This is a genomic window from Verrucomicrobiota bacterium, from assembly GCA_016200005.1.
Taxonomy (GTDB): domain Bacteria; phylum Verrucomicrobiota; class Verrucomicrobiia; order Limisphaerales; family PALSA-1396; genus PALSA-1396.
In genome coordinates, this window is sequence record JACQFP010000025.1 from 13,848 (window position 1) to 35,141 (window position 21,294).

General features: G+C 57.8%; 14 protein-coding genes and 7 tRNA genes. 18 read left to right on the forward strand and 3 right to left on the reverse strand.

The window, feature by feature from the left end:
- The first annotated feature begins 1 nt into the window (after position 1).
- The 10 genes from HY298_09155 to HY298_09200 all read left to right on the forward strand — a co-directional run bounded on the left by HY298_09155 (position 2) and on the right by HY298_09200 (position 15,743).
- Positions 2–1,465, forward strand: a complete 1,464-nt coding sequence (locus HY298_09155) for a DUF4062 domain-containing protein (GenBank protein MBI3850442.1) — start codon at positions 2–4, stop codon at positions 1,463–1,465.
- A gap of 351 nt (positions 1,466–1,816) precedes the next feature.
- Positions 1,817–4,432 carry a DEAD/DEAH box helicase gene (locus HY298_09160; protein ID MBI3850443.1) on the forward strand — a complete coding sequence of 872 codons (2,616 nt, stop codon included), beginning with the start codon at positions 1,817–1,819 and terminating at the stop codon, positions 4,430–4,432.
- A 38-nt stretch (positions 4,433–4,470) separates the two neighbouring features.
- Positions 4,471–5,154, forward strand: coding sequence for a hypothetical protein (locus HY298_09165; GenBank protein MBI3850444.1), 684 nt, complete (start codon positions 4,471–4,473; stop codon positions 5,152–5,154).
- Positions 5,151–8,411 (forward strand): DUF1156 domain-containing protein, encoded by a 3,261-nt coding sequence (locus HY298_09170; GenBank protein ID MBI3850445.1) that lies wholly within the window; start codon positions 5,151–5,153, stop codon positions 8,409–8,411. Before HY298_09165 ends, HY298_09170 begins: the two co-directional genes overlap by 4 nt.
- 5 nt (positions 8,412–8,416) lie before the next feature.
- On the forward strand, positions 8,417–11,302 hold the full coding sequence (locus HY298_09175) for a DUF499 domain-containing protein (protein ID MBI3850446.1): 2,886 nt from the start codon (positions 8,417–8,419) through the stop codon (positions 11,300–11,302).
- A gap of 16 nt (positions 11,303–11,318) precedes the next feature.
- Positions 11,319–12,140, forward strand: coding sequence for a TIGR02391 family protein (locus HY298_09180; GenBank protein MBI3850447.1), 822 nt, complete (start codon positions 11,319–11,321; stop codon positions 12,138–12,140).
- Positions 12,137–13,204, forward strand: coding sequence for a hypothetical protein (locus tag HY298_09185; protein MBI3850448.1), 1,068 nt, complete (start codon positions 12,137–12,139; stop codon positions 13,202–13,204). The genes HY298_09180 and HY298_09185 overlap by 4 nt, the downstream gene beginning before the upstream one ends.
- A 340-nt stretch (positions 13,205–13,544) precedes the next feature.
- Positions 13,545–14,615: a hypothetical protein gene (locus HY298_09190; GenBank protein MBI3850449.1), complete on the forward strand. Its 1,071-nt coding sequence runs from the start codon at positions 13,545–13,547 to the stop codon at positions 14,613–14,615.
- On the forward strand, positions 14,608–15,453 hold the full coding sequence (locus tag HY298_09195) for a hypothetical protein (GenBank protein ID MBI3850450.1): 846 nt from the start codon (positions 14,608–14,610) through the stop codon (positions 15,451–15,453). The genes HY298_09190 and HY298_09195 overlap by 8 nt, the downstream gene beginning before the upstream one ends.
- Positions 15,454–15,554: 101 nt before the next feature.
- Entirely contained in the window at positions 15,555–15,743 is a 189-nt protein-coding gene (locus HY298_09200) for a hypothetical protein (protein MBI3850451.1), read from the forward strand.
- 990 nt (positions 15,744–16,733) lie between these two features.
- Here the strand turns inward: HY298_09200 and HY298_09205 are convergent.
- The 3 genes from HY298_09205 to HY298_09215 all read right to left on the reverse strand — a co-directional run bounded on the left by HY298_09205 (position 16,734) and on the right by HY298_09215 (position 18,572).
- Positions 16,734–17,249 (reverse strand): 3'-5' exoribonuclease, encoded by a 516-nt coding sequence (locus tag HY298_09205; GenBank protein MBI3850452.1) that lies wholly within the window; start codon positions 17,247–17,249, stop codon positions 16,734–16,736.
- A 280-nt stretch (positions 17,250–17,529) separates the two neighbouring features.
- Positions 17,530–17,934: a hypothetical protein gene (locus HY298_09210; protein ID MBI3850453.1), complete on the reverse strand. Its 405-nt coding sequence runs from the start codon at positions 17,932–17,934 to the stop codon at positions 17,530–17,532.
- A gap of 65 nt (positions 17,935–17,999) precedes the next feature.
- A complete protein-coding gene (locus HY298_09215; GenBank protein MBI3850454.1) occupies positions 18,000–18,572 on the reverse strand; it encodes a hypothetical protein in 573 nt (190 codons plus the stop codon).
- Between the two features lie 822 nt (positions 18,573–19,394).
- On the opposite strand from HY298_09215, the gene HY298_09220 reads away from it, so the two are divergent.
- The 8 genes from HY298_09220 to HY298_09255 all read left to right on the forward strand — a co-directional run bounded on the left by HY298_09220 (position 19,395) and on the right by HY298_09255 (position 21,294).
- Positions 19,395–19,468: transfer RNA gene (locus tag HY298_09220), tRNA-Gly, on the forward strand.
- 90 nt (positions 19,469–19,558) lie between these two features.
- Positions 19,559–19,633, forward strand: a tRNA-Ala gene (locus tag HY298_09225).
- A gap of 179 nt (positions 19,634–19,812) precedes the next feature.
- A tRNA-Asp gene (locus tag HY298_09230) sits at positions 19,813–19,888 on the forward strand.
- Between the two features lie 7 nt (positions 19,889–19,895).
- Positions 19,896–19,971: transfer RNA gene (locus HY298_09235), tRNA-Pro, on the forward strand.
- A 6-nt stretch (positions 19,972–19,977) separates the two neighbouring features.
- Positions 19,978–20,053 (forward strand) — tRNA-Asn (locus HY298_09240).
- A 10-nt stretch (positions 20,054–20,063) separates the two neighbouring features.
- Positions 20,064–20,139, forward strand: a tRNA-Arg gene (locus tag HY298_09245).
- Positions 20,140–20,146: 7 nt separating this feature from the next.
- Positions 20,147–20,222: transfer RNA gene (locus tag HY298_09250), tRNA-Pro, on the forward strand.
- 265 nt (positions 20,223–20,487) lie between these two features.
- Positions 20,488–21,294, forward strand: a complete 807-nt coding sequence (locus tag HY298_09255; protein MBI3850455.1) for a hypothetical protein — start codon at positions 20,488–20,490, stop codon at positions 21,292–21,294.

A 21,294-nucleotide genomic window follows, 5' to 3' on the forward strand; every position in this document is an offset into this window, starting at 1 on the left:
GATGAGCGACCCCATCATTTTCATCAGCAGCGTTCAGAAAGAACTGGCCGCCGAGCGGCGCGCCGTCAAAGACTACGTTGAGGGCGACGCTTTGTTGCGCCGTTTCTTTCAGGTCTTTCTGTTTGAAGACCTGCCGGCATCGGATCGTCGTGCCGATGACGTGTATCTGGACGCGGTGGATCGCTGCGTCGTTTATGTCGGACTGTTCGGGAGCGAGTATGGGAATGAAGACGCCGAGGGATTCTCTCCTACGGAACGCGAGTTCAATAAGGCCACCGCTCTGGGCAAAACCCGCTTCATCTTCGTGAAAGGAGCGAACGATCGCGACCGCCACCCCAAGATGCGCGCCCTCATCGGCAAGGCCGGCGCGCAATTGATCCGCCGCCGCTTCACCGGAATTCCCGACCTCACCGCCGCGCTCTACGCCAGTCTGGTGGAACAGCTCGAAAACAGTGGCGTCATCCAAGACCGGCCTTTTGAGGAACGGCCCTGCCCCGGCGCCACGCTCGACGACATTGACGCGGAAGCGGTCGCCGGCTTTGTACGCCGCGCGCGCCACGAGCGCCAGTTTCCGTTGCCGGAGGGCGTGCCTGTGGCCGATGTGCTCGCCCACCTGAATCTGCTTCACGTCCAACAGCCCACCAACGCTGCCCTGCTGATCTTCGGACGCGAGCCTCAACGCTTCGTTCCCGCCGCCGAAATCCGCTGCATGCACTTTCACGGCACGGAAATTCAGCGGCCCGTGCCCTCCTACCAGATCTTCAAAGGCCGCCTCTTCGACCAGGTGGATCGCGCTGCCGACTTCGTGCTCGGTGTGCTTAACCGCAGTGTCGGTACTCGGGCCTTGAGCACTCAGGCGCCCGTCGCCTACGAAATCCCGCCCGACGTCATCCGCGAAGCCATCGTCAACGCCGTGGCCCACCGCGACTACACATCGGCCGCAGCCGTGCAGGTGTCGGTCTTCGCCGATCGTGTCGAGGTCTGGAATCCCGGCGTGCTCCCGCCGCCGCTCACGCCCGAGCGCCTGCGGCGTCCCCACAGTTCCATCGCGCGCAACCCGCGGATCGCCGAGGCCCTCTTCCTCGCCCGTTACATTGAGAAATTCGGCACGGGCACGCTGATGATGATCCGCGAAACCGCCGCCCACGCGCTGCCCGAGCCTGATTTCGAGCAGCGCGGCGGCGAATTTGTGACAACCGTCTGGCGCGACTGGCTGACCGATGCGGTAATGGCGGGGCTAGAACTGAACCAACGGCAGCAGAACGCAGTGGGTTTTGTGAAGCAGCATGGCCGGATCACGAACGCCGAATACCAAAAGCTCGTGGGCGTATCCGATAGCACAGCGTTGAGGGACATTGGCATTCTCGAAGCAAAGGGCGTGTTTGAGCGAATAGGAACCACTGGCCGCAGGACCTATTACGCTTTGCGGAAGAAACCCGTCAAAAACCCTTCAAACCCGTCATGAACACTTCACCGCCAGAACCCTTCACAAACCCTTCAAACCCTTCATGGGCACGGGCAGGCAAGACATTTACTGCTCGGAAATGCGCCGCAAACACGCCCGATGTGCCACCCGGCGGAATGAGACATTTATGGGACATCGGTCTCCCTCGAATCCCCAGAGGCAAGTCAGCGCTGACATGCCTGTCGCCCCTGCTCGTGTTTCGCGCGGGCAGACTATGTAGTGCGGCGCATACAAGGGTGTCGCGGCAAAAGCTCGAGCAAGCTAAGCGCGAAATCATCGCGTCGCGTTACTACGAGATTCCGGCTGATGCCTTGTCTGCCCCTGGAGGAACAAAATAGGAGAAAATCACTGATGGCACAGAAGGGACTTTTCAAAACGGAGTTTGAAGATGGCGGCTGCCCAGCAAATCCGGAGCTTCTATTTCATGATCTCAAGGCGCGTGCGGAAGAGATTCGCCACTTGTGGTCTCACCAGGCCGATTTACTTCGCGCTTACACGAAGGAGCATCTTCACACCCCCGACATAGCGTTGGAACTGCCGACGGGTGCGGGCAAAACATTGGTCGCACTGCTCATCGCAGAATTTCGGAGGCGAAAATTTGATGACCGGGTCGCATACCTGTGCCCGACCCGTCAACTCGCCAACCAAGTTGGCGGGCAGGCGAAGCGATACGGCATAAAAGCACACGTTCTCGTCGGTAAACAAAGGGATTACAATGCTGAAGAGTTCGATGATTACCAAAGAGGCAGCGCCATCGCGGTAACGACCTACAGCGGATTGTTCAATACCAATCCACGCATCAAGGATCCCAGCACCATTGTCCTCGATGACGCGCATTCCTCTGAGAACTACATAAGCAGTATGTGGTCGGTTGAGCTGACACGGAAAGACCACGACGTGTTATTCAAGGCCATCGTTGACATCTTCGCCCCCCTCCTTCCGGCTTCATTCGCGACCAGATTGCGATCTGAAGAACCACCTGCGCTTTGGACGCGAGACATCGATATGGTTCCGGGGAAGCACCTTCGCGACCGGCTCCGCGCGTTGCGAGATCTGATCACTACACATTTGCCGGCGGACGACGATGCCTCTTATTCGTGGCAAATGATAGCAGACCATCTACCAGCCTGCAATTTGTTCATCAACTGGGGTGCGATATTGTTGCGTCCCATCATTCCGCCGGCTCAAACCCACGCTCCCTTCGCCAGCGCAAAGCAGCGTGTTTACATGTCAGCCACGCTTGGTGCCGGTGGAGAGCTTGAGAGGATAACCGGTGTCCGGCAGATTCAAAGACTTCCGATCCCCGCAGGTTGGGATAAGCGTGGGTCGGGCAGAAGACTCTTTTTGATGCCTGAATTATCGTGTGATGAAACCGAAGCCCTCCAAACAGCGGTCGATTCGGTTCAATCGGTCAAGCGCGCTCTGACTCTTGTTCCAAACGAAGCCGTACGACGCACAACCGTTACGATGTTTGAAGAGAGTGGCGTTCGGGTTTTAGGCCGTGAACACATCGAAGATTCGCTCGATTCGTTCACAAAGAGCGAAAACACAGTGCTTGTGTTGGCAAACAGATATGATGGGATTGACCTTCCAGATGAAAGCTGCCGTTTGCTGATCCGGATGGGATTACCAGTCGGGACGAATCTTCAGGAGTCTTTTCTGCTCACCCGACTTGCAGCGAGTTCGTTGTTACGGGATCGGATGCTCACACGCTTCACCCAAGGCGTTGGGCGATGTACTCGCTCGGATCGTGATTACTCAGCCGTGCTTTTGCTCGACAGAAATCTCATAGACTTCGTGCTGCGCTCGGAGAACAGAAAAATTCTGCATCCTGAACTTCAGGCTGAACTTCAATTCGGCATGGAGAATTCGGACGGCAAATCTCGGCCGGATTTTGTCGCCTTGCTGGAGGCGCTTATCGAACAAGGCGAAGACTGGTCACATGCGGAGCGCGCTATCCTGAATTTGAGAAGCAAAAAGACTAAAGAGGAGGACCAAGTCGCCAAGAGATTAAAGAACGTGGCCGCCGACGAAGTTGATTTTGTTTATGCACTTTGGACGGGAAATCTCGAAAAGGCGCTGGAGAAATCCAGATCCGTCTCAGACAATCTCGGCGGCAACGAAACCAAAGGTTACCGTGGTTGGTGGTACTACCTCGCTGCCGACGTTGCCACACAAGGACATGAATCCAACAAGGCCGCGAGTTCGCTTCAAATTGCCAAAGACTATTACGCGAAGGCGGCAAATTGCTCGCTCTCGATTAGTTGGTTCGCTGAACTCGCCCGCCTTACGATAGCGGGGTCACCCATTGCTGACGCAGATGAATTGACACCGCTTGCGGTGGAAACGACGCGCCGACATTTGATCGAACTCGGTCTGACTGGCCAGAGATTCGACCAGCAAATGAAGTTGTTATTGGAAGAAATCATGTCAAAGGATCACGACACGTTTCAGCGGGGATTGAAAAGTCTTGGCGATCTCTTGGGCTTTGACAGTGATGCTCCTGATTCCACTGCTGACCCCGACTGCGTTTGGTCAATTGGAGACAAGCTTCACATCGCTCATGAGGTCAAAGTGGAACACTCGCCCGGAGACGAAATCGGTGCCAATGACGTGCGCCAGGCAGCAAGTCACGTCAATTGGGTCAAGGCGCACCGTCCGTGTTCCGCAGACTGCGAAGTTGTGTGTATCATCGAATCGCCACGCCAAACTGTCGAAGCTGGCGCCATTCCTCATGCTGGCAACCTGTTTCACGCCAGCCCAACAATGGTCAAACAGTTGGCAGAGGAAAGCGTGTCAGTATTACGGTCAGTCAGAGCGTCGTCGCCGACGATGCAAGATGAAACCATGCTCGAAGCCATTCGGCAAGAAATGGCCAAGCACGGCCTCTTGCCACGCGACATCATACAGAAGTTCGCGCGGCAACTCGTGAGCAAAATGCCAGTCCAACCTCGAAAGAAGACTTGAACACACACCTTCTCTCTGACGGTACCAGTTAGGAATTTATGGCGGCCAAAAAGAAAAAAGACCAGGGGCAGAAAATAATCGCCAACATGGGGCTTTTCTGGAAGCGCGATTGGGTTCGTTGGAAAGGTGATCGCGGCATCGGTCGTGCGCGTCTTGCGGGTAAGCGGCGGTATGCCAAGACGCAGGGTGAGGTGGATTTTTGGACGCAGACCGGCATTTACTCTCTCTACGCTGATTATCGTTTGGTTTATGTCGGGCAGGCAGGCTTGTCTGACAAAAGCTGTCTCGGCAACCGGCTCAAAGCGCATCTTTCGGACGATCTCGCCGGACGTTGGGATATGTTTTCTTGGTTTGGCCTTCAGAAAGTCAGGACCACCGACAACAAGGTCGGCACACGCAAACAGGTCAATGTTTCCTCGCGCAGTCACCTTGCCAATGTTTTGGAGGGAATCATCATTGAGGTCGCCGAACCACCTATGAACAGCCAAAAAGGCCGGTTCGGCAAACGGGTCGAAAGATATATCCAAGTGGACGACAGCGTTGAACTCGCAGCCGAGATTCAAAAGGAAATTATCGGCAAGGTTGAAGAATTGGATGAGCAACTCAAAACAACCAGAAAGCAGCTAAAGGAAGCAGTCAGGCAAGCGTCGTCCACGATGCAACATAAAATCAGCAACACCAGAAAACGTCTTACAAAAGCCATCAAAAAAGTTTCCAAATGACTTACGACGACCGCCGTTTAATCGAAGACTACCTGCCGATTCAGGCCATCAGTGCCGAGGCGTCGCGCGAGAAGTCTCCACGCAAGGGACACATCTCCACGCTGCATTTGTGGTGGGCGCGGCGACCGCTCGTCGCCTGCCGGGCGGCGGTGTACGGCGCACTCGTGCCGGCATCACAGTTTGTGCCTGCCTGCGCCGACAAGGCAGGCAGGCCGAATGGTGGGTCGGATGCGCAGAAGAAAAGTTTGGGACGAGCGAACGCGGCCAAGTTCATCGAGCGGTTGTGCCAGTATCCCGGCTCGCCAGATGTCATCAAGGAAGCACAAGAGCACATCCTCAAGGCACACGCGGAACGGTTGAGCCGCGAGACGGGCAAGCCGGTCACGGTGGAAGACATTGTGGCGGGACGCGCGCCCCTGCCTGCGCCGCGCCCGGGGAAGTTCTTCATTTATGTAATCAAGTGTTCCGATGATTCGTTTTACATCGGCCAGACTGACAATGTTCCGCGCCGGTTTGAGGAACACAACCAAGGCAAAGTTGAATGGACTTCTTCTCGTCGGCCATTGCAGGTTATTCACTACGAGGAATTCGATTCACGCGAGGAGGCGGTGACGAGGGAAAAGGAATTGAAAACCGGATTCGGTCGGCAATGGCTCAAGAGAGAATATGCAGCGGGCAGGCTTGCGGCGCGGCAGGCAGGGCGTCCGAAAGTGCTCGATATGTTTGCGGGCGGCGGGGCGATTCCGCTCGAAGCGTTGCGGCTCGGCTGCGAATCGTATGCGCTCGACCTCAATCCGGTCGCGCACATCATCCAGCTTTGCACACTGGTTTATCCGCAGAAATTCGGTAAGCCCGATCCGAACGCGAAAGGTTCGGCGAAGGATGGCACTTGGGCCGGACTCGCGGCGGAAGTCGAGCATTGGGGCAACTGGGTGCTGAAAAAAGTGAAGGCAGAGATTGGCGACCTGTATCCGCCGATTCCCGACCCGCAAGCGAGCGGCGAAGAACTTGGCAGCGACCCGCAGGGGACGATGGGTTTTGCGGAAGACCCGCAGCAGAAGCTCAAAGCGAAGCGCGGTTTCCTGACTCCCGTAGCGTATCTGTGGACGCGGACCGTGCAATGCAAGAATCCCGCGTGCAACGCGACCGTGCCGCTGGTGAAACAAACCTGGCTTTCCAAAAAGAAAGATCACTTCGTAGCCATGCGTCTGGTCGCGCCCAAAGGCGAAAAGCGCGTGCGGTTTGAAATCGTCCAAGGGCGCAGTGAAGCCGGTTTGGGCTTCGACCCTACGGCCTTTTCAAAGGAGGGGAATGCGACCTGTCCGTTTTGTGGGGCAGTTGCGGATTCGGACTATGTGCAAGAGCAAGGAATACGAAAGAGAGTCGGGTCTCAACTTCTCGCGTTTGTCTGCCGAAGTGCGAACAAATCAGGATCGGTGTTTGTTGGCGAACTGGACGCGCCAAGAGGATTGCTGCCTACAGCCGCCAACATTGAAAAACGCATCGAAGAAACTACGAGCAGAGCGAATATCTCGATTCCAGCCGAAGAAATCAGCCCGCTGCGGCCTTCGCCGAATGCGCGTGGCATGACCGCCCCAACACGGCACGGGCTTACCACCTTGGGAGACTTATTTAACCGAAGACAACTGCTCTCTCTTCTCACGCAATGTGGTGCTGTTAGGTGCGCCCATGCTGAAATGCGAACCACTGGCTACGACGAGGAGCGGAGCAAAGCAGTGGCAACTTTTCTTGGAATTGTTGTTGACCGTATGGCCGATCGCGGAAGTTCGCTTTGCAGGTGGGACCCCGGATACACAAAAACACAATCCACCTTTGGCCGCCCAGCACTACCATTCGTGTGGGACTATTCCGAAACCAATCCGTTCGGTGATGCCTCGGGAGATATGTCCCAAGCCATAGACTGGGTGCGAGCGGTCATTGACGAAACCGCGATACTTCATAGCTACGCGAGAGTTGAGCGCGGCTCTGCGCATCAGTTGAGTAGCGCCGACGCCAACTTTGACGCTGTGATTTCTGACCCTCCTTACTACGACAACGTTCCTTACGCCGATATTTCAGACTTTTTTTACGTTTGGCTCAAGCGGTCGATTGGCTTTCTCCACCCTGAGCACTTCGGCACTGAGCTAACTCCGAAGAAGGCGGAAATCACTGCGCTGTCATCACGATTCGGCGGGGACATGGCTGCAGCCAGTTCCAACTATGAACAAATGATGTTTCTCTCGCTCACCGAGGCAAATCGCGTACTGAAGGCGAATGGTGAGTTGGTCATCGTCTATGCCCACAAGACGACTTTAGGTTGGGCGACTCTGGTTGATGCCTTGAGGCGTTCGGGTTTTACCGTGGTTGAAGCGTGGCCGCTCGATACGGAATTCGGCGGGAGGTTGATGGCAATGGATTCGGCTGCGTTAGCTTCCAGCATTTTCCTTATTGCCCGAAAACGCGACGGTGCAAAGACCGGTTCATACGAAGATGAAATTCGCCCGGAGTTGGAGCAAATCGTGCGCGAGCGCGTAGAAACGCTCTGGCGCATGGGCATCACCGGCGCGGATTTAATCATCGCCGCCGTCGGTGCGGGTCTGCGCGCGTTCACGCGCTTTGCCCGCGTCGAGTATGCCAACGGCGAGGAAGTACCAGCGGAAAAATTTCTCGGCGAAGTGGAAAGCGTGGTGCTGGAGACATTGTTGGAAAAGATTTTCGGTGTGGCCAGCAGCCGCGTGGCGGCGGTGGACGGGCCAAGCCGGTTTTACGTCTTGTGGCGCTACGCGTATCGCACGGCGGAACTGGACGCGGGCGAGGCCATCGTCTTCACCTACGGCCAGCCGGTGGAATTGGAAGGCGCGGATGGACTGGCGAACGGCACACTATCGCTGGTGGAAAAGAAAAAGGGCAAGTATCGCCTGCGCGATTACACCGAACGCGGCCCGCTGGAAAAACTTGGTCTGCCGAACGACGAGGGCAAGCCCGCACCGCTGCTTGACTCACTGCATCGGCTGCTCTGGCTGATGGAAAACGAACCACGCAAGCTGCCCACCTTCCTGGACGAGGCCCGCCCCGACCGCGAACGACTTCGACTCGTAGCCCAAGCATTGGCCGGCGCGGGATTGTCCGGCGGCAGCGAGGACCAGACTGGGGTCGTGAATACGACAGCCGCAGAGCAGGCCGCGCTCGGCAAGCTGCTCGCAAATTGGCGTGCGCTCGTGCCCGAAACCTTGTTCACTGCTGCCGGGAAATCTTGATTGGCATGAGCGTTCACTCATTAAAGCCTTGGACCGAGTTGGTGAAACTCCACCCCGACGTGGAGGCGGGCAATCTGCCCGAAGCGGTGTTTGCCATTGATCTCGGTGCGATTGCGGAGCGCGACCCGGTTGTGCCGGTCGTGAACCGTGAGCCGCAGGCATTCTTCCGCGCAACCTACCTCACGGTGGATTTGCGGAAGCTGCTGGAGGAAGTGCTCGCGTCGCTGGCAGGCAAGCCGGATTTCAATCGCGTGCTCAAATTGCGCACTCCGTTTGGCGGCGGCAAATCGCACACGCTGGCAGCGCTGCTCCACGCGGCCCGGGATCGCGCGGCGCTGAATGTTCTGCCGGAAGCGGCAGGCCTGCCCGACCCCGGAAAAATGGACGTGGCGGTATTCGACGGCGAGAAGTTTGACGCGCGCGACGGCAAAACGCTGCCGGATGGACGGAAGATTCAAACGATGTGGGGCTGGATCGCATGGCAAATTGGCGCGGATAAATTCAAGTTGGTCGAAAACCACGACAAGGACCGCGTCTCTCCCGGTGGAGATGTCATTAGACAAATGCTCGCGGGCAGTCCGAAACTGATTCTGCTGGACGAGGTATTGAAATACATGGAGCGGGCTTCAGCCGTCGCAGTGCTCGACTCGACATTGCAGCGACAGGCGAAGGATTTTTTCCAGAATCTCACGGTCGAGGTCGCGGGAAGCAAAAACGCAGCGATGGTTTATTCGCTGCAATGGAGCGCGCGTGAATCACTCGGCAACGTGGCGCTCTTGCAGGAGATAGACAAGCTGGCGTCGCGCGTGGACCAGTTGCGCGAACCGGTCACGGGTGATGAAGTGCTCCACGTTCTTCATCGCCGCTTGCTCGGCGGGCCGCCTCCTGCCGCTGCCGCCCAGGAAGTTTCGGAGAGTTACAGCAAGGTGGTGACGGGAATGCGCCAGGCTCACGCGGAGACGCTGTCCGACCGCCAACACGCCGAACAGGAAGGGCTGGCGTTGCTCAACCGTATGAAGGCTGCTTACCCGTTTCATCCCGCGTTGATTGACGTGATGCGCGAGCGATGGGCGGCGGTGGACCAATTTCAGCGCACGCGCGGCGCATTGAAGTTTTTGTCCTCATGCCTCCACGCGCTGAAGCAAGATGGAGGAGCGCGAGCACTGTTAGGACCGGCGGAGATTCCGCTCAAGAACGTTGAGGTGCGCGTCAAGATGTTGAAGGAACTCGGCGTGCAGAACGATTACGATGCCGTCATTTCCGCCGACATCGAAGGGCCGAGCGCACGGGCTAAACGGATTGACGAGCGATTGGCGCGGGAAACGCCCGCGTTGGCGAACGTAAAGCCGGCGACGCGGCTGGCAACGGCGATTTTAGTTTATTCTTTCGGTGGATTGCGGCGAGCGGGCGCTGGCACGGAGGAAACTCTGCCATCGGGAGTCACCGAGACCGAGTTGCTTTCATCATGCGTCGGGCCGGACCTGGACAGCATCACGGCCAGCGCTGTGTTGTCGGAATTGCGCTCGGCCTGTCTTTATCTGCACTTCGATGGCGTTCGCTACTGTTTCAAGAAAGACCCGAACGTCACCAAGCTAATTGAGGACGCGGAACAGGAAGTCACCCGTGAAGACACCGCCAATCCAAAAGCCGGGCCGGTGCGCTCGGCCATCAAGGAATTGCTCGAAAAGCGGCTGGCGGGAAAACAGGCCATCGTGTGGCCGGAAGCCAGTGGCGAAATCCCCAATGACGAACCGCGTTTTCTGGTCGCGTATCTGCCGTTGGAGTTCGCGGCCGAAACCAGGGCCGAACAGGAGAAACGAGGGCTGGCGTTGCTGACCCAATATGGAGACAAGCCGCGCCGATACCGCAACGGCATCGGGCTTGCCATTCCTGAGAAGAAACAAGTCGAGGCTCTCCGGCGCGCCATGCGCTACCTTCTCGCGATTGACCGCGTGGAGGGTCAAAAGGCGAAGCACCGATTGAGCAAAGATCAGTTGGACCAGTTGCGCGAGCGGCGGCGCACGGAAGAGGCGGCAGCGGAGTCGGCGCTGCGGAATCTCTATACATCAATCTGGCTGTTGCGGATGGAGTCGGGCGCGCCCGCGCTCGACAAAGTGGAAATCGGCGGACGCCCGCTACAAGCAACAGGCGTTCACGAACGCATCATGGAATTACTGATGAATGTCGGGACGCCGAAAGTTCACGCAACGGTTACGGCCGCGAAGTTGATGCAGCGCGTGAAGCTCGGCGAATCGGTTGCGACGGGCGAAGCCCCACGGCTGCTGATCAAGGCTGGTGACGTGTTGAATGCGTTTTTCGAGTTTCTCGAACCACCGCGCATCTTGTCTGCTGACGTGCTGAAGAAGGCCATCGTCAAAGGCGTCGGTGATGCTCAGTTCGCATGGTTCAGCGGCGCAACACCGCAGATCGGCCCTGACAACCGCGTGCAGGTCAGCCGTGAGAAAATCGTTTTTGGTCGAACCATCGTCGAGGACGAAGTTGATTTCGAGACCGGCTGGTTGATTGCGCCGGTCGCATTGCCTCAAGTGGCCCCCGCGTCGGCGCAACCGGGACAAATGCAGGAACAACCGGGCGCAGCCACGGCAAGTCCGTCGTCCGCGACGAGTGCCGGAGGAACGCCAGGCACCGGGCAACCTGCTCAAACCGCTGCTGTGCGAATGAACGTTTCGCTGCGGTTTACCGCTACACGAAATCAGATTTTCAAGGCGTTCCCTGCCATCGCGAATCTAGCCGACAAGTCAGACGGCGGCGAAATCACGGTTCAGGTCGAAGGGACAAGCGCAAAAGGCTTCGACACCGCATGGCTGCGGAACGCCGTCGAGGAGCCGCTCGACGAGGCAGACGTAAAACGGTCGGACGATTCACAGTGAACGCGCAGAATCTGTCATGGCCGTGATCCCCTCTTTCGACGAGACTCATCTTGAAGCTATTTGCGAGGTGCTCGGCCAGACAGACGGCGGCCTTACGGGTTCAGAAATAGGACGCTACCTGAGCCAGTGCAACATTCCCGATCCGTTGCCGAGCTACACAAAGCGGCATCGCCTCTACGAAGCACTGAGAGCGAAGCAGCGCCAGGATGGTTGTGCCAACAATGTGTTCACGTTTATCAGGAAGGTGATGAATCCGGTGCTCTACCACGCGAACGCGGATTACTACACTGGTTTTCGCTCACGCTTCAACACGCCGTTTGCCTTTTGCGGATACCAGGTCAACGAGCGCGGGGAGATTGTGCCTGTCACCGCCGCCCGCACGCAGACGGAGGCCGAGCAACGCGCGGACCGGCTCCAAAGCGAGTTACGGCGCCGGCAGGTTCATCCCGACGTCTTGAAATTCTGCCGGGCCGAGTTGCTTCAAGAAAACTACTTTCACGCCGTGCTGGAAGCGACAAAGAGCGTCTCCGAAAAGATACGAGCAAAGTCGGGGCTTACCGGTGATGCCGGAGAGTTGGCCATGAAAGCGTTTTCAATCGGCCAGGCCGGAATGCCATTCCTTGCCTTCAACTCCTTGAGGACAGACACGGAAAAGAGCGAGCAGTCTGGTTTGATGAATTTATTCGTCGGGATGTTTGGCGCATTTCGCAACGTGACGGCCCACGGTCCGAAGATTTCATGGAACATGACGGAGCAGGATGCTTTGGATTTGTTGACACTGGTGTCATTGCTCCATCGGCGGCTGGATGCCGCCGTCCCAACAGGGAGGAAGTCGTGAAACCTGAAGTCAAATTGGTGAAACTCACTTTTTGCGGTCCCAGCGATGTCGCGAAAGAAATTACAATTGCGCAGCACGTCGTCACCGACTGGAATACCCAACACGGAGAGGCCAGCGGCTTTTGGGTCAAGCACCAGCACTGGTCCACTGACAGCCACCCCGACTTGAGCGACCGACCCCAAGGAGTGATCAACCGGCAGGTGATTGATGAATCAGACATCATCGTGGCCATTTTCTGGTCTCGCTTTGGCACGCCCACAGGTGTCGCTAATTCGGGTACCGAAGAAGAGATACGACGCAGCATGAAGCTCAGGCGCAAAGTCATGGTCTATTTCTCCGACTTGGAGCCTATCCCCGCAAATGCCGACAATGGGCAATTGGAGCGCCTGTGGAGCTTTCGCCGGGAGCTTCAGTCAGACGGCTTTTGCTGGAGATTCTCGTCCCGCGACCAGTTCCGCCGAGAATTCACTCGGCATCTGGCGCATGCGTTGAACGAGTTCAAGCCTCGGGAGACACGGCGACACGTTACCACTCCGAGCCAGAATATCACCGGCGACAACAACATCCAGGTTGGTCGCGACCTCAACGTCTTTAACAAACCCCCTGTTGTGAAGAACGTCATTGAACGACGCGATGGCAGCATCTCGTCCGAGGAGACCCGGAAAATCCAGTTGTGGATCGAAGAGTTGGCTGAAGGGACTGTTGGCATGAGCCGAAAGCAAGCTTTCGGAATGTGGTGGTCTCGATTCAAAAATCGGTTCGGCCTGGAAAAATATGAAGCGTTGCTTTCGGCTGATATGGGCGACGCGGCACAATGGTTTCGGGAACAGCGCGCAATTCAAACGCGAGGTCTCAAAACCAAGGCACCAGACGAGTGGCGACGCAAGCGAATTGGCGCAATCAAGGCGGCGATGAACGAGATGGGTGTTACGAATGAGACTTATTATCCGATGCTGGCCCGGCGGCTCCGAATGAAGAAACTTTTCACTTCGCTCAACGACCTCACCAAACGCGACCTTGACCGGGCGTATAATCTGGTGCTTCGCGACGCACGCGAAACCTGACTTGGCCGCGACCAACGCAAGGTTTGCTTTGCTTCACGAGCTCCCGGTCGGCCCTGTCTCGACCACGTCCGTTCCGCTTGTCAAACCGCGCGCTCGTCACGAGCTTGCATGGCACAGGGCCGCAGCAGCGGCCGGCTTCCGTCCGGCGCATGTCGTCGTCGCTCTGGCCTTGGGGTGTTCCCCATTTCGGTGTGCCCTCTTCGCCTTCATCCGCCGCTTTGAGCCGGAGGCGCGGGACAGGCTACCTCCAGCACGCGGAGAGGGGAGTCGCCGCAGAGAGGAACAACTTGCTTAAATAGGCTGCCTTGACCGCGTGCTCAAGTTTTGGTATTTGGACAACATGAGCCGAGCATTGAATTCGAGAATGGTGGAGGACATCTCGCGCCGGCTGGCGGAGTTGCTGGCCCTGCCCATGAGCCGGGTCAAGGTGAAGCTCGAACCGTTTGTTCCAGGCGACGAGAACAACCGGGCGGATCTGCTGGTGTCGGCGGGGAACTTTCACTTTGCCGTGGAGTGGAAGGCATCCGGCCAGGCATCGGCGGTGGCCATGGCGGTCCGATCCATCCGCCGGTTTGTCGAAGCGTCCCGCAAGAAACTCATCCCGCTCGTGGCCACGCCCTTCATCGGCGAGGTCGGGCAGAAACTGTGCGAGGAAGCAGACGTGTGCTGGTTGGACTTGTCCGGCAATGCTCATCTGGTTGGGGCGGGCCTGCGGGTGAACATCGAAGGGAAGCCGAACCAGTTCAAGCGCCCGGGCCGACCGCGCAGTGTGTTCGCGCCGAAGAGCGCGCGGATTGCGCGTTGGTTGTTGATCGAGCCTGAGCGTGCGTTCAGCCAGCGGGAACTGGCGAAGGCGAGCGGCCTGGATGAAGGCTTCACCAGCCGGATTGTCCGGCAACTGGAAGCAGAGCGCCTCGTGGCGCGCGGCGCGGACGGCGCGGTGAGGGTCGCCGATTATGACGCGCTGCTGAACGCATGGCGCGAGACTTACGATTTCTCAAAGCATCACGTTGTGCGGGGGCACGTGGCGGCGCGGTCCAGTGAGGACGTGCTGCGACAACTGGCCGGGCAATTGAAACGCGACAAGATCGAGCACGCGGCCACGGGGCTGGCGGGGGCGTGGTTGCTGAACCCATTTGCCGGCTATCGGCTCGCGGTTCTTTATGTGGCGAAGATGCCGTCCGCCGAAGCGAGGCAGGAGATGGGTTTTCATGAGCAGCCAAAAGGCGAGAACGTCTGGCTGGTCGTCCCGAATGACGAAGGCGTGTTCCACGGCGCGGCGGATCGTGAAGGCATCCGCTGTGTTCATCCCGTGCAGGTGTATCTGGATTTGAAAAACCATCCCGAACGGTCGGAGGAAGCGGCCGCGCAGTTGCGCCAGAAGATTCTGAGAAAGGGCGGCCATGCCTGAGAAACCAAGAACCGCCGCCGGTTACGCGCCTGATCAGGTCGCGCGGGTGAAATCCACGTGCCTGTATTTCGCCACCAAGCTGGGCGATTTGATGGATGAACTGGTGGTCGTGGGCGGCCTCGTGCCGTCGCTGCTGATTGATCAGGAGCATCTGCCGGCGAACGTGCCAGCCCACGTGGGCACGCTCGACCTTGACCTGGGGCTGGCGTTCGCGCTGGTGGGAGAGCAGCGCTACCAAGCCGTGGTGAAACGTTTGCGCGCGGCGGGATTCGAGATGGACGAGAACGAGGAGGGCCAGCCCACACGCCAACGCTGGCGCATCAGCGATCCGCCGGTGACAGTGGATTTTTTGATCGAGCCGGAGAAGAGCGCCGAAGCACAGGCGGGACGTTTGTTCCCGCTCACGAAAGATTGGGCGGCCATCATCGCGCCCGGTTTGCATCTGGCGTTCACGAACAACCAAACCGTGACGCTGGACGGACGAACCATCGCCGGGGAGACCGCCCGGAGGGACATCCGCGTCTGTGGAGCGGGGGCGTTCGTGGTGCTCAAGGCGCTGGCCTTCCACATTCGCGGTGAGAACAAGGACGCTTACGATTTGTTTTATCTACTTCGGAATTATGGGCGCGGCGTCGCGGACGTGGCCGCGCAACTCCGTCCGTTGCTTGCGGACGCCAGCGCGAAGAAGGCGCTGGCATACTTGCGGGAGGATTTCCGGGAATCTGAGAGCATCGGGCCGAGACGCGTTGCCGAATTCCAGTTCGGACGACCGGAGGTGGACACCCAGGCGGACGCCCTCGGTTTCGTGCGCCAACTCCTGGCGGACTGCAAGGGTTGAGGCATGAGCTACCGATCATCAGCATCGTTCGGCAAGCGGCAGGAATACGTCGCGGTCGCCGAACTGTTGCGACGAAGCTTTGATGTTTACATGAAAAGAATATGAACCCCACCACCAAACCGAAGTCCATCGCGGACAAAGAGGCTGAAGCCCGGAAGGACAGCGTCCTGCTTCGGCACGCGTATCTCTACGATTCCGCCAAGGGGCGACTGCTGCCCAAAGACCACCGCAAGGTTCGCCCCGAAATTCTGGAGCTCTTCGGGGAGTTGGTGGAAGTGGCGGCGAAATAGCCATGACATCCAAATTACTTCCAAACGGGCTTTCCGGGAGGACGAACCGCTGCCTGCTGAACGCCGGCATTCCCATCAAGAAAAAGGCTGTCATCCGTGCTCTCAAAACCGGGAAACTCTACCCCTACTGTTGGCCGCCAAACTACGGCAAGAAAACGCATAGGGAAGTCTGTCACTGGGCTGGTGTTGACCCCGGGACTTTGCCTCAAGTTTGGCCCGATCATGATACGTCCCCTTATCCAGACATCGGCATTTCTTACCGAGCTTGGCGATGTCTTCGCCGATCCGGTGTTCCCGCTAACAAAAAGTCGGTCCGCCAAGCCCTGCGAACTGGGCTGCTTTCGCCGGGCCAACGCCCCAGCAATTTTGGTCCACAAACCCACGCCGAACTTTGCCGTTGGACTGGCGTTGATCCCGCTACCCTGATTCCCGCGCTGCTGAAACCCACGCCATCCGGCGTTCGAAAACGAAGTGCGAGTTGAACCATTTGGGAAAGGACATGGGGATTCTCGTTGCACGCATTGCGAGCCGGAACGCCGCGCACGTTGCCGATTATGCCGTGACCAACGCGCGGTTCTGCTCTGGTGCACGGGCCTGCCGGTCGGCCCTGTCTTCCTCTCGACCACGCCCGTTCCGCTCTGCAAACCGCGCGCTCGTCTCGAGGGCGCATCCGCGATACGCCGCAAAAGCGGCTGGCCTCCGTCTGCGGCTCGGCGGCGGGCGTTGCGCTCCGGCTTCATTCCAGTAGACGCTCCTCTCCGCCACCGCTCCACTTTTCCTGCTCGCCGACCACAAACCAAGGACAGAGTCGGAACGCTGCTTACCGGCAACGAGCCTCTCTTCACGAAGTTCAGAATTGGCTGTCGCGGCTTGTTGTTGTCACAAAGATTAGGCAGTTTTTGTGACAGGTACCAATGAAAACAGCCGCTCAACCAATTGATGTTTCGACACTCCGGTCTTTGCAAACAGACCGCAGGACCAGATTCGCCGTCAAATCTTCAGCCCCAGCTCCTTAAACTTCATCAACGCCTCGGCGTTGCCGCGTGCGTCGTCCACGGGATTGTGGGTGTGGCGCGTGACTCGATACTTCTTCCACTCGGTCGCCTTGTGCGCGTCCTTTACCAGGCCGGCGTAAAGGTCGCCGATACGTCGGCCGGAAAATCCGAACGGGTTGCGGCCGAGAAAACGATGGAAGTAGTAATTGATGAACTGCCAGTCGAACGCCACATTGTCCGAAACAAAAATCGCGCGACCCTTGGAGTGCTGGTCCAGCCATGCCGCGAATGCTTCCATGACAGTTTTCGGATCGTCGAATGTCATGTGTTCTTCGCGGGAGAAACCGCTGACAGCGAGGGCCTCGGGAACGAAGCGATCTGAAATCGGGCGCGTTCGGCCATAAAACGATTTGTCCAGCTTGTCATCGAACAGGACCGCACCGAAGCACACCATGGAAAACTCCGCGGGAATCGGGCCGTCGGATTCGACATCTACGATCACAAAGCTCATGGACTTCGATCTGTTTTGGAATTCAGGCGGACGCGCAACAGCAGGTCGTTAAGCGCGGCGCGTGTCTGTTCGCTCGGCAATTCGGGCAAACGGCTGCACGAGGGAATTATTTGTCCCGCGCACTTCGACCAGGGACACGACCTGTGTCCCAGAAAAAACGTTGTCGGGCTGGTGCGACATTTGTCGTTGCAGGATAGGCGAAGTGAACGCCCCGTAGCCAGTCGAGAGAACGGTTTTCCGGCCTTCGCCAAACGGATTGAGCCTGAAAAATCCACCAAACTCAAAACTGAAACCACGGGTTGGCGCGCATCTCCGCGAAACATTCCTCCAGACTCATTTGATGGCCGAGCACCAGCCATTGATCGTTGTGGCGGCGCGCCCAAAGACTCCACGCGTCGTCTCGAAAGTAGCCGAGCCGGGCGAAGGCGGTGTCGAAGAATAGCGACAGCGCGTTCGGGCCGGGGCAGGCGTAACGCGCGATGAACTGCAAGTACGGCCCGTGCCATTTCGTGAAGAAATCCACGGTGTAATTGAATCGCTGGTCCTTCGGCGGTGGTTTGATGAAGGGCTTGTAAAAATCGTTCGCGAATTCATCGGCCCTGGCTTTCAGCGATTCCTTCCGCCATTTCGACAATTTGCACTTCGGCGGAATACCGGTCCGCATCCAGACCCATTCACCGGGCATACGCTTGTCCTTTCTCTGTTCCAAATAAAAAAGTCTGTTTGGCGGCGCTGCTCATTTCCGACGGTTCAGTACAATTCAAAAAGCGAATCGCCGCCCAGGTGCTTGACGAACTTGCGGATGACAGACGGCAATCTCTGCGGTGGCCCACCGATGTCAATCCAGTCATCCACGGCGCCGCGAAAGCAGAAACGCTCGGCCAGAAACAGCCGTTGCTCCCGGTCCACCAGCACGAACCTCATCATCGCAGTATGAGTGGCGTGTTGGATGGCGGATTGCCTGACGGTCTCCTTCGCGACCCACGGCGCGGCGATGTTTTCCAGCGTCGAAAGGTTGTCCGCCGCTTCGTAAATGATCATCGCGTTCTTTTTCACCTCCACTTCATAGCGCCACTCGTCGGCGTGACGGCGGAGTGCCGCCTTCACGGCATCCAGTTCCTCGTCCGTAATGAGCCGGGGCATCGCGCGCCGAAGAAAAACCTGGCCGTGGATATTCTCGTAAATCTCAAAATCGGGAGGCACTGCTTCTGCCAACGTGCCGTCGGGCCGGGTGGAGAAGTGATACTTCGGTTTGCCGTTCTTTCCCGCCATGACGTGCAGGTAATAGGTCTTCCCGTTTCGCGCAGTGTGCCGGATGCTCATAAATGATCACAAAAGTTTGCTTCTGTTCGTCTAGCGCAGTTTTCCGCCGTTGATTTGGAATGCAAGTGAACACTGCTTGGTAAGCCAGCGCGATGGTTTGTTACACCCGGATGCGCGGCTGCTTGCGGTTGCGCGACTGCACTGTCGTTGCATCAACCGATTCGGATATTTGAATTCAAGATTTGCCACCCCCACAAAGTATAAGTGGACTGTAACCACGCTCCTGTGATATTCGTCTCCCACGTTCGATGAAAACTTGCATGAACATACCAGCCACGATTTGGCCGACGATGCCGGTCGCGAAAGCGACACGTCATAGCCGGTTAAACCCGGGTTGTGCGTTTAGCCAGAGGCTATCCCTCGCACCCATTGGGCAACGGCCCGAAGGTAATTTGGATAGTCCCGGTGTAAGCAGGTTCTGAAGAACGAAAGGCGAATTTCTCTCTCACCCTGCTTACCGCAACGTAAGCAGGGTTTTTTGTTCCCTGAAACTGACGGTGAAATGGCAGCAACGAAAGGCAACGATCTGTGAACGATAACAAAGTGACGTCTTGATGATGTCTGACAGTGCCAAACGAATTGAAGCGCAGGAATGCCGAGGCGTTCCACCGGTGGGGTCTGCCCATCGCGAGCGAAGGCGCGCGCCAAGATGGTTTGAAACGCTTTTACATTTTAAGGGCTTCGGAGGAGGTGTGCCCCCAAACACCGAAACAGCCGCCGTGAATCCGCGGGCTGGGATCAAGTAGATCACCAGGAGGTGTTTGTTCTTTGTTGAAATGGCATGGGCCGGGAGCATGAACGCTCCCGGCCCTCTCAATTTCCGCGGTTGTGATTTAACAGCAGAATGCCTCCCCGCCACGGAGGAAGTCCGGGTGCGATTCCCGGCAGCCGCACCAACCCTTTTCACAGGCTGCGCGTCAGCACGCGGCCGAGTCTCCAAAACTCAGCCCACTCCGGGCAGCACGGAGGCAGCCTGCCAATTTCATGGGGTCGTGGCAGACAAGTAATGCACCTGCACTGCAAGCAGGTTGATGTGGGCGCGCTACCCACCGACTCCACCATTTCACTGCGGGGAGAATGAGATTCAGGCGAGCCTCATAAGCTCAGCCTCCGTGGGCGCAACTCCCACCCCCGCTACCAATTTCAGGGAAGTGATTCGGCTGCCGGCCTGTAAATCCGGTGTCATCAAACAAGCTGGAAGCGACGAACTGGAGCGTTACCAGCACTTCCCACCATTTCTGGATCCGTAGCTCAATCAGCAGAGCGCCCCGTTGTCTGCGGGAAGGTTGAGGGTGCGACTCCCTTCGGATCCGCCAATTTTCTCGGAGCGTAGCTCAGTCTTTAGAGCGCCCGGCTTGGGACCGGGAGGCCGCAGGTGAGAATCCTGCCGTTCCGACCATTTCATTGCTCAGTGGGATAACGAGTAGTCCACCCGCCTGTTAAGCGGGATAGTGCTGGTGCGAATCCAGCCTGAGCAGCCAATTTCAAATTGCTCGCGTAGCTCAATCACCAGAGCGCGGCGCTTCTAACGCCGGAGATGAAGGTGGGAGTCCTTCGGCGAGTGCCATTTTCTTCAGGGTGTAATGTCAGCAGCAGACGGCCTCGTTCGGAACGAGGAGGACGCAGGTGCAACTCCTGCCACCCTGACCATTTCTGGAAGGCAGGCAGATATAAGCTGGCTGCACCTGTCTCGAAAACAGGATCCGTTCAATCGGAGGTCGGAGCGTTACCGACGCCTTCCGCCATTTTGCTGTGGATCGCAAGACAAGACCGGCGGCTCTCCTGCACATGATTCAACAGTCATGCGGGATGCGGTTTGCACCATAAACAAGTGAACCGCTTTTCACTAACTTCCCGAGGCAGTGACAAATTAACGGCGACTGCTTGTTAGCCGACCATTCTGAGAGGAAACGATATGAATGCTGAACACATTGAATCGAAATTCACCGCCATGGGCGCGCGCTTTCGGACGCGCATTATCCCGCCGAGCAGGCGCTCCGGCAGCTACGCTGTGGACATTCGCAGCGACCGACGCGGCGAATTCTTTGAACTCCGCGTTCCGCAGGATCTCAACGACAAGCTCGACGTTACTGTTCTGCAAGCCCGTCCCCGCCGACGTCACCTCCTGCTCATGGTGCGGCGCACACAACCGGAGCAGCAACCCGACCGCTTCCTGTGCGGCCACGACGAGCGCGATTGGTTTGTGGCAGCAGTGCCGGGCCGTGTGTCCACTGTGAACGACGCGATGGAATCCCTGAAACCCGCCGAGGTACAGGCGGCCCAAGCCCAATCCGGATTGCCTCCACGCGAATGCAACCGGCGAAAGAATCGGGCCTTCCGCCGTCAGGGCGAGTGGTTCTTCGTGCCGGCCACAGGATTGCGGCCTGCCCCAAAACTCGTTCTGCGGAATGAACCTATTCGTCGCGGGCGCGGCAAGCCCCACGTCGTCGAGGAGTTGTATCGCGAGGGCGGCACGCAAGTCTATGTGTGCTTTCGCCATCCCAATGGCGTGACCGAAGCCGAGTATCGCGAACTATTGCGCACCGATCCTGCGCGGACCAAATGGGGCTGGCGGCGCATGCAGCGGGATGCGGCGGTATATGCGCGCGGCGCAATTCGTCACCCGGACCACCGCACCATCTGGCTGCCCTTCTGGCATCGCGTCCTGATGAATACCGAGACTCGCTCCCGCACGATGCAGCAAGTGGCGTTTCTGGATTAA

Bases quoted from the DNA above. Each gene is read 5' to 3' on its own strand.
- HY298_09155 (MBI3850442.1), top strand. From the start codon at position 2: ATGAGCGACCCCATCATTTTCATCAGCAGCGTTCAGAAAGAACTGGCC.
- HY298_09160 (MBI3850443.1), top strand. From the start codon at position 1,817: ATGGCACAGAAGGGACTTTTCAAAACGGAGTTTGAAGATGGCGGCTGC.
- HY298_09165 (MBI3850444.1), top strand. From the start codon at position 4,471: ATGGCGGCCAAAAAGAAAAAAGACCAGGGGCAGAAAATAATCGCCAAC.
- HY298_09170 (MBI3850445.1), top strand. From the start codon at position 5,151: ATGACTTACGACGACCGCCGTTTAATCGAAGACTACCTGCCGATTCAG.
- HY298_09175 (MBI3850446.1), top strand. From the start codon at position 8,417: ATGAGCGTTCACTCATTAAAGCCTTGGACCGAGTTGGTGAAACTCCAC.
- HY298_09180 (MBI3850447.1), top strand. From the start codon at position 11,319: ATGGCCGTGATCCCCTCTTTCGACGAGACTCATCTTGAAGCTATTTGC.
- HY298_09190 (MBI3850449.1), top strand. From the start codon at position 13,545: ATGAGCCGAGCATTGAATTCGAGAATGGTGGAGGACATCTCGCGCCGG.
- HY298_09195 (MBI3850450.1), top strand. From the start codon at position 14,608: ATGCCTGAGAAACCAAGAACCGCCGCCGGTTACGCGCCTGATCAGGTC.
- HY298_09200 (MBI3850451.1), top strand. From the start codon at position 15,555: ATGAACCCCACCACCAAACCGAAGTCCATCGCGGACAAAGAGGCTGAA.
- HY298_09205 (MBI3850452.1), bottom strand. From the start codon at position 17,249: ATGAGCTTTGTGATCGTAGATGTCGAATCCGACGGCCCGATTCCCGCG.
- HY298_09210 (MBI3850453.1), bottom strand. From the start codon at position 17,934: ATGCCCGGTGAATGGGTCTGGATGCGGACCGGTATTCCGCCGAAGTGC.
- HY298_09215 (MBI3850454.1), bottom strand. From the start codon at position 18,572: ATGAGCATCCGGCACACTGCGCGAAACGGGAAGACCTATTACCTGCAC.
- HY298_09255 (MBI3850455.1), top strand. From the start codon at position 20,488: ATGAATGCTGAACACATTGAATCGAAATTCACCGCCATGGGCGCGCGC.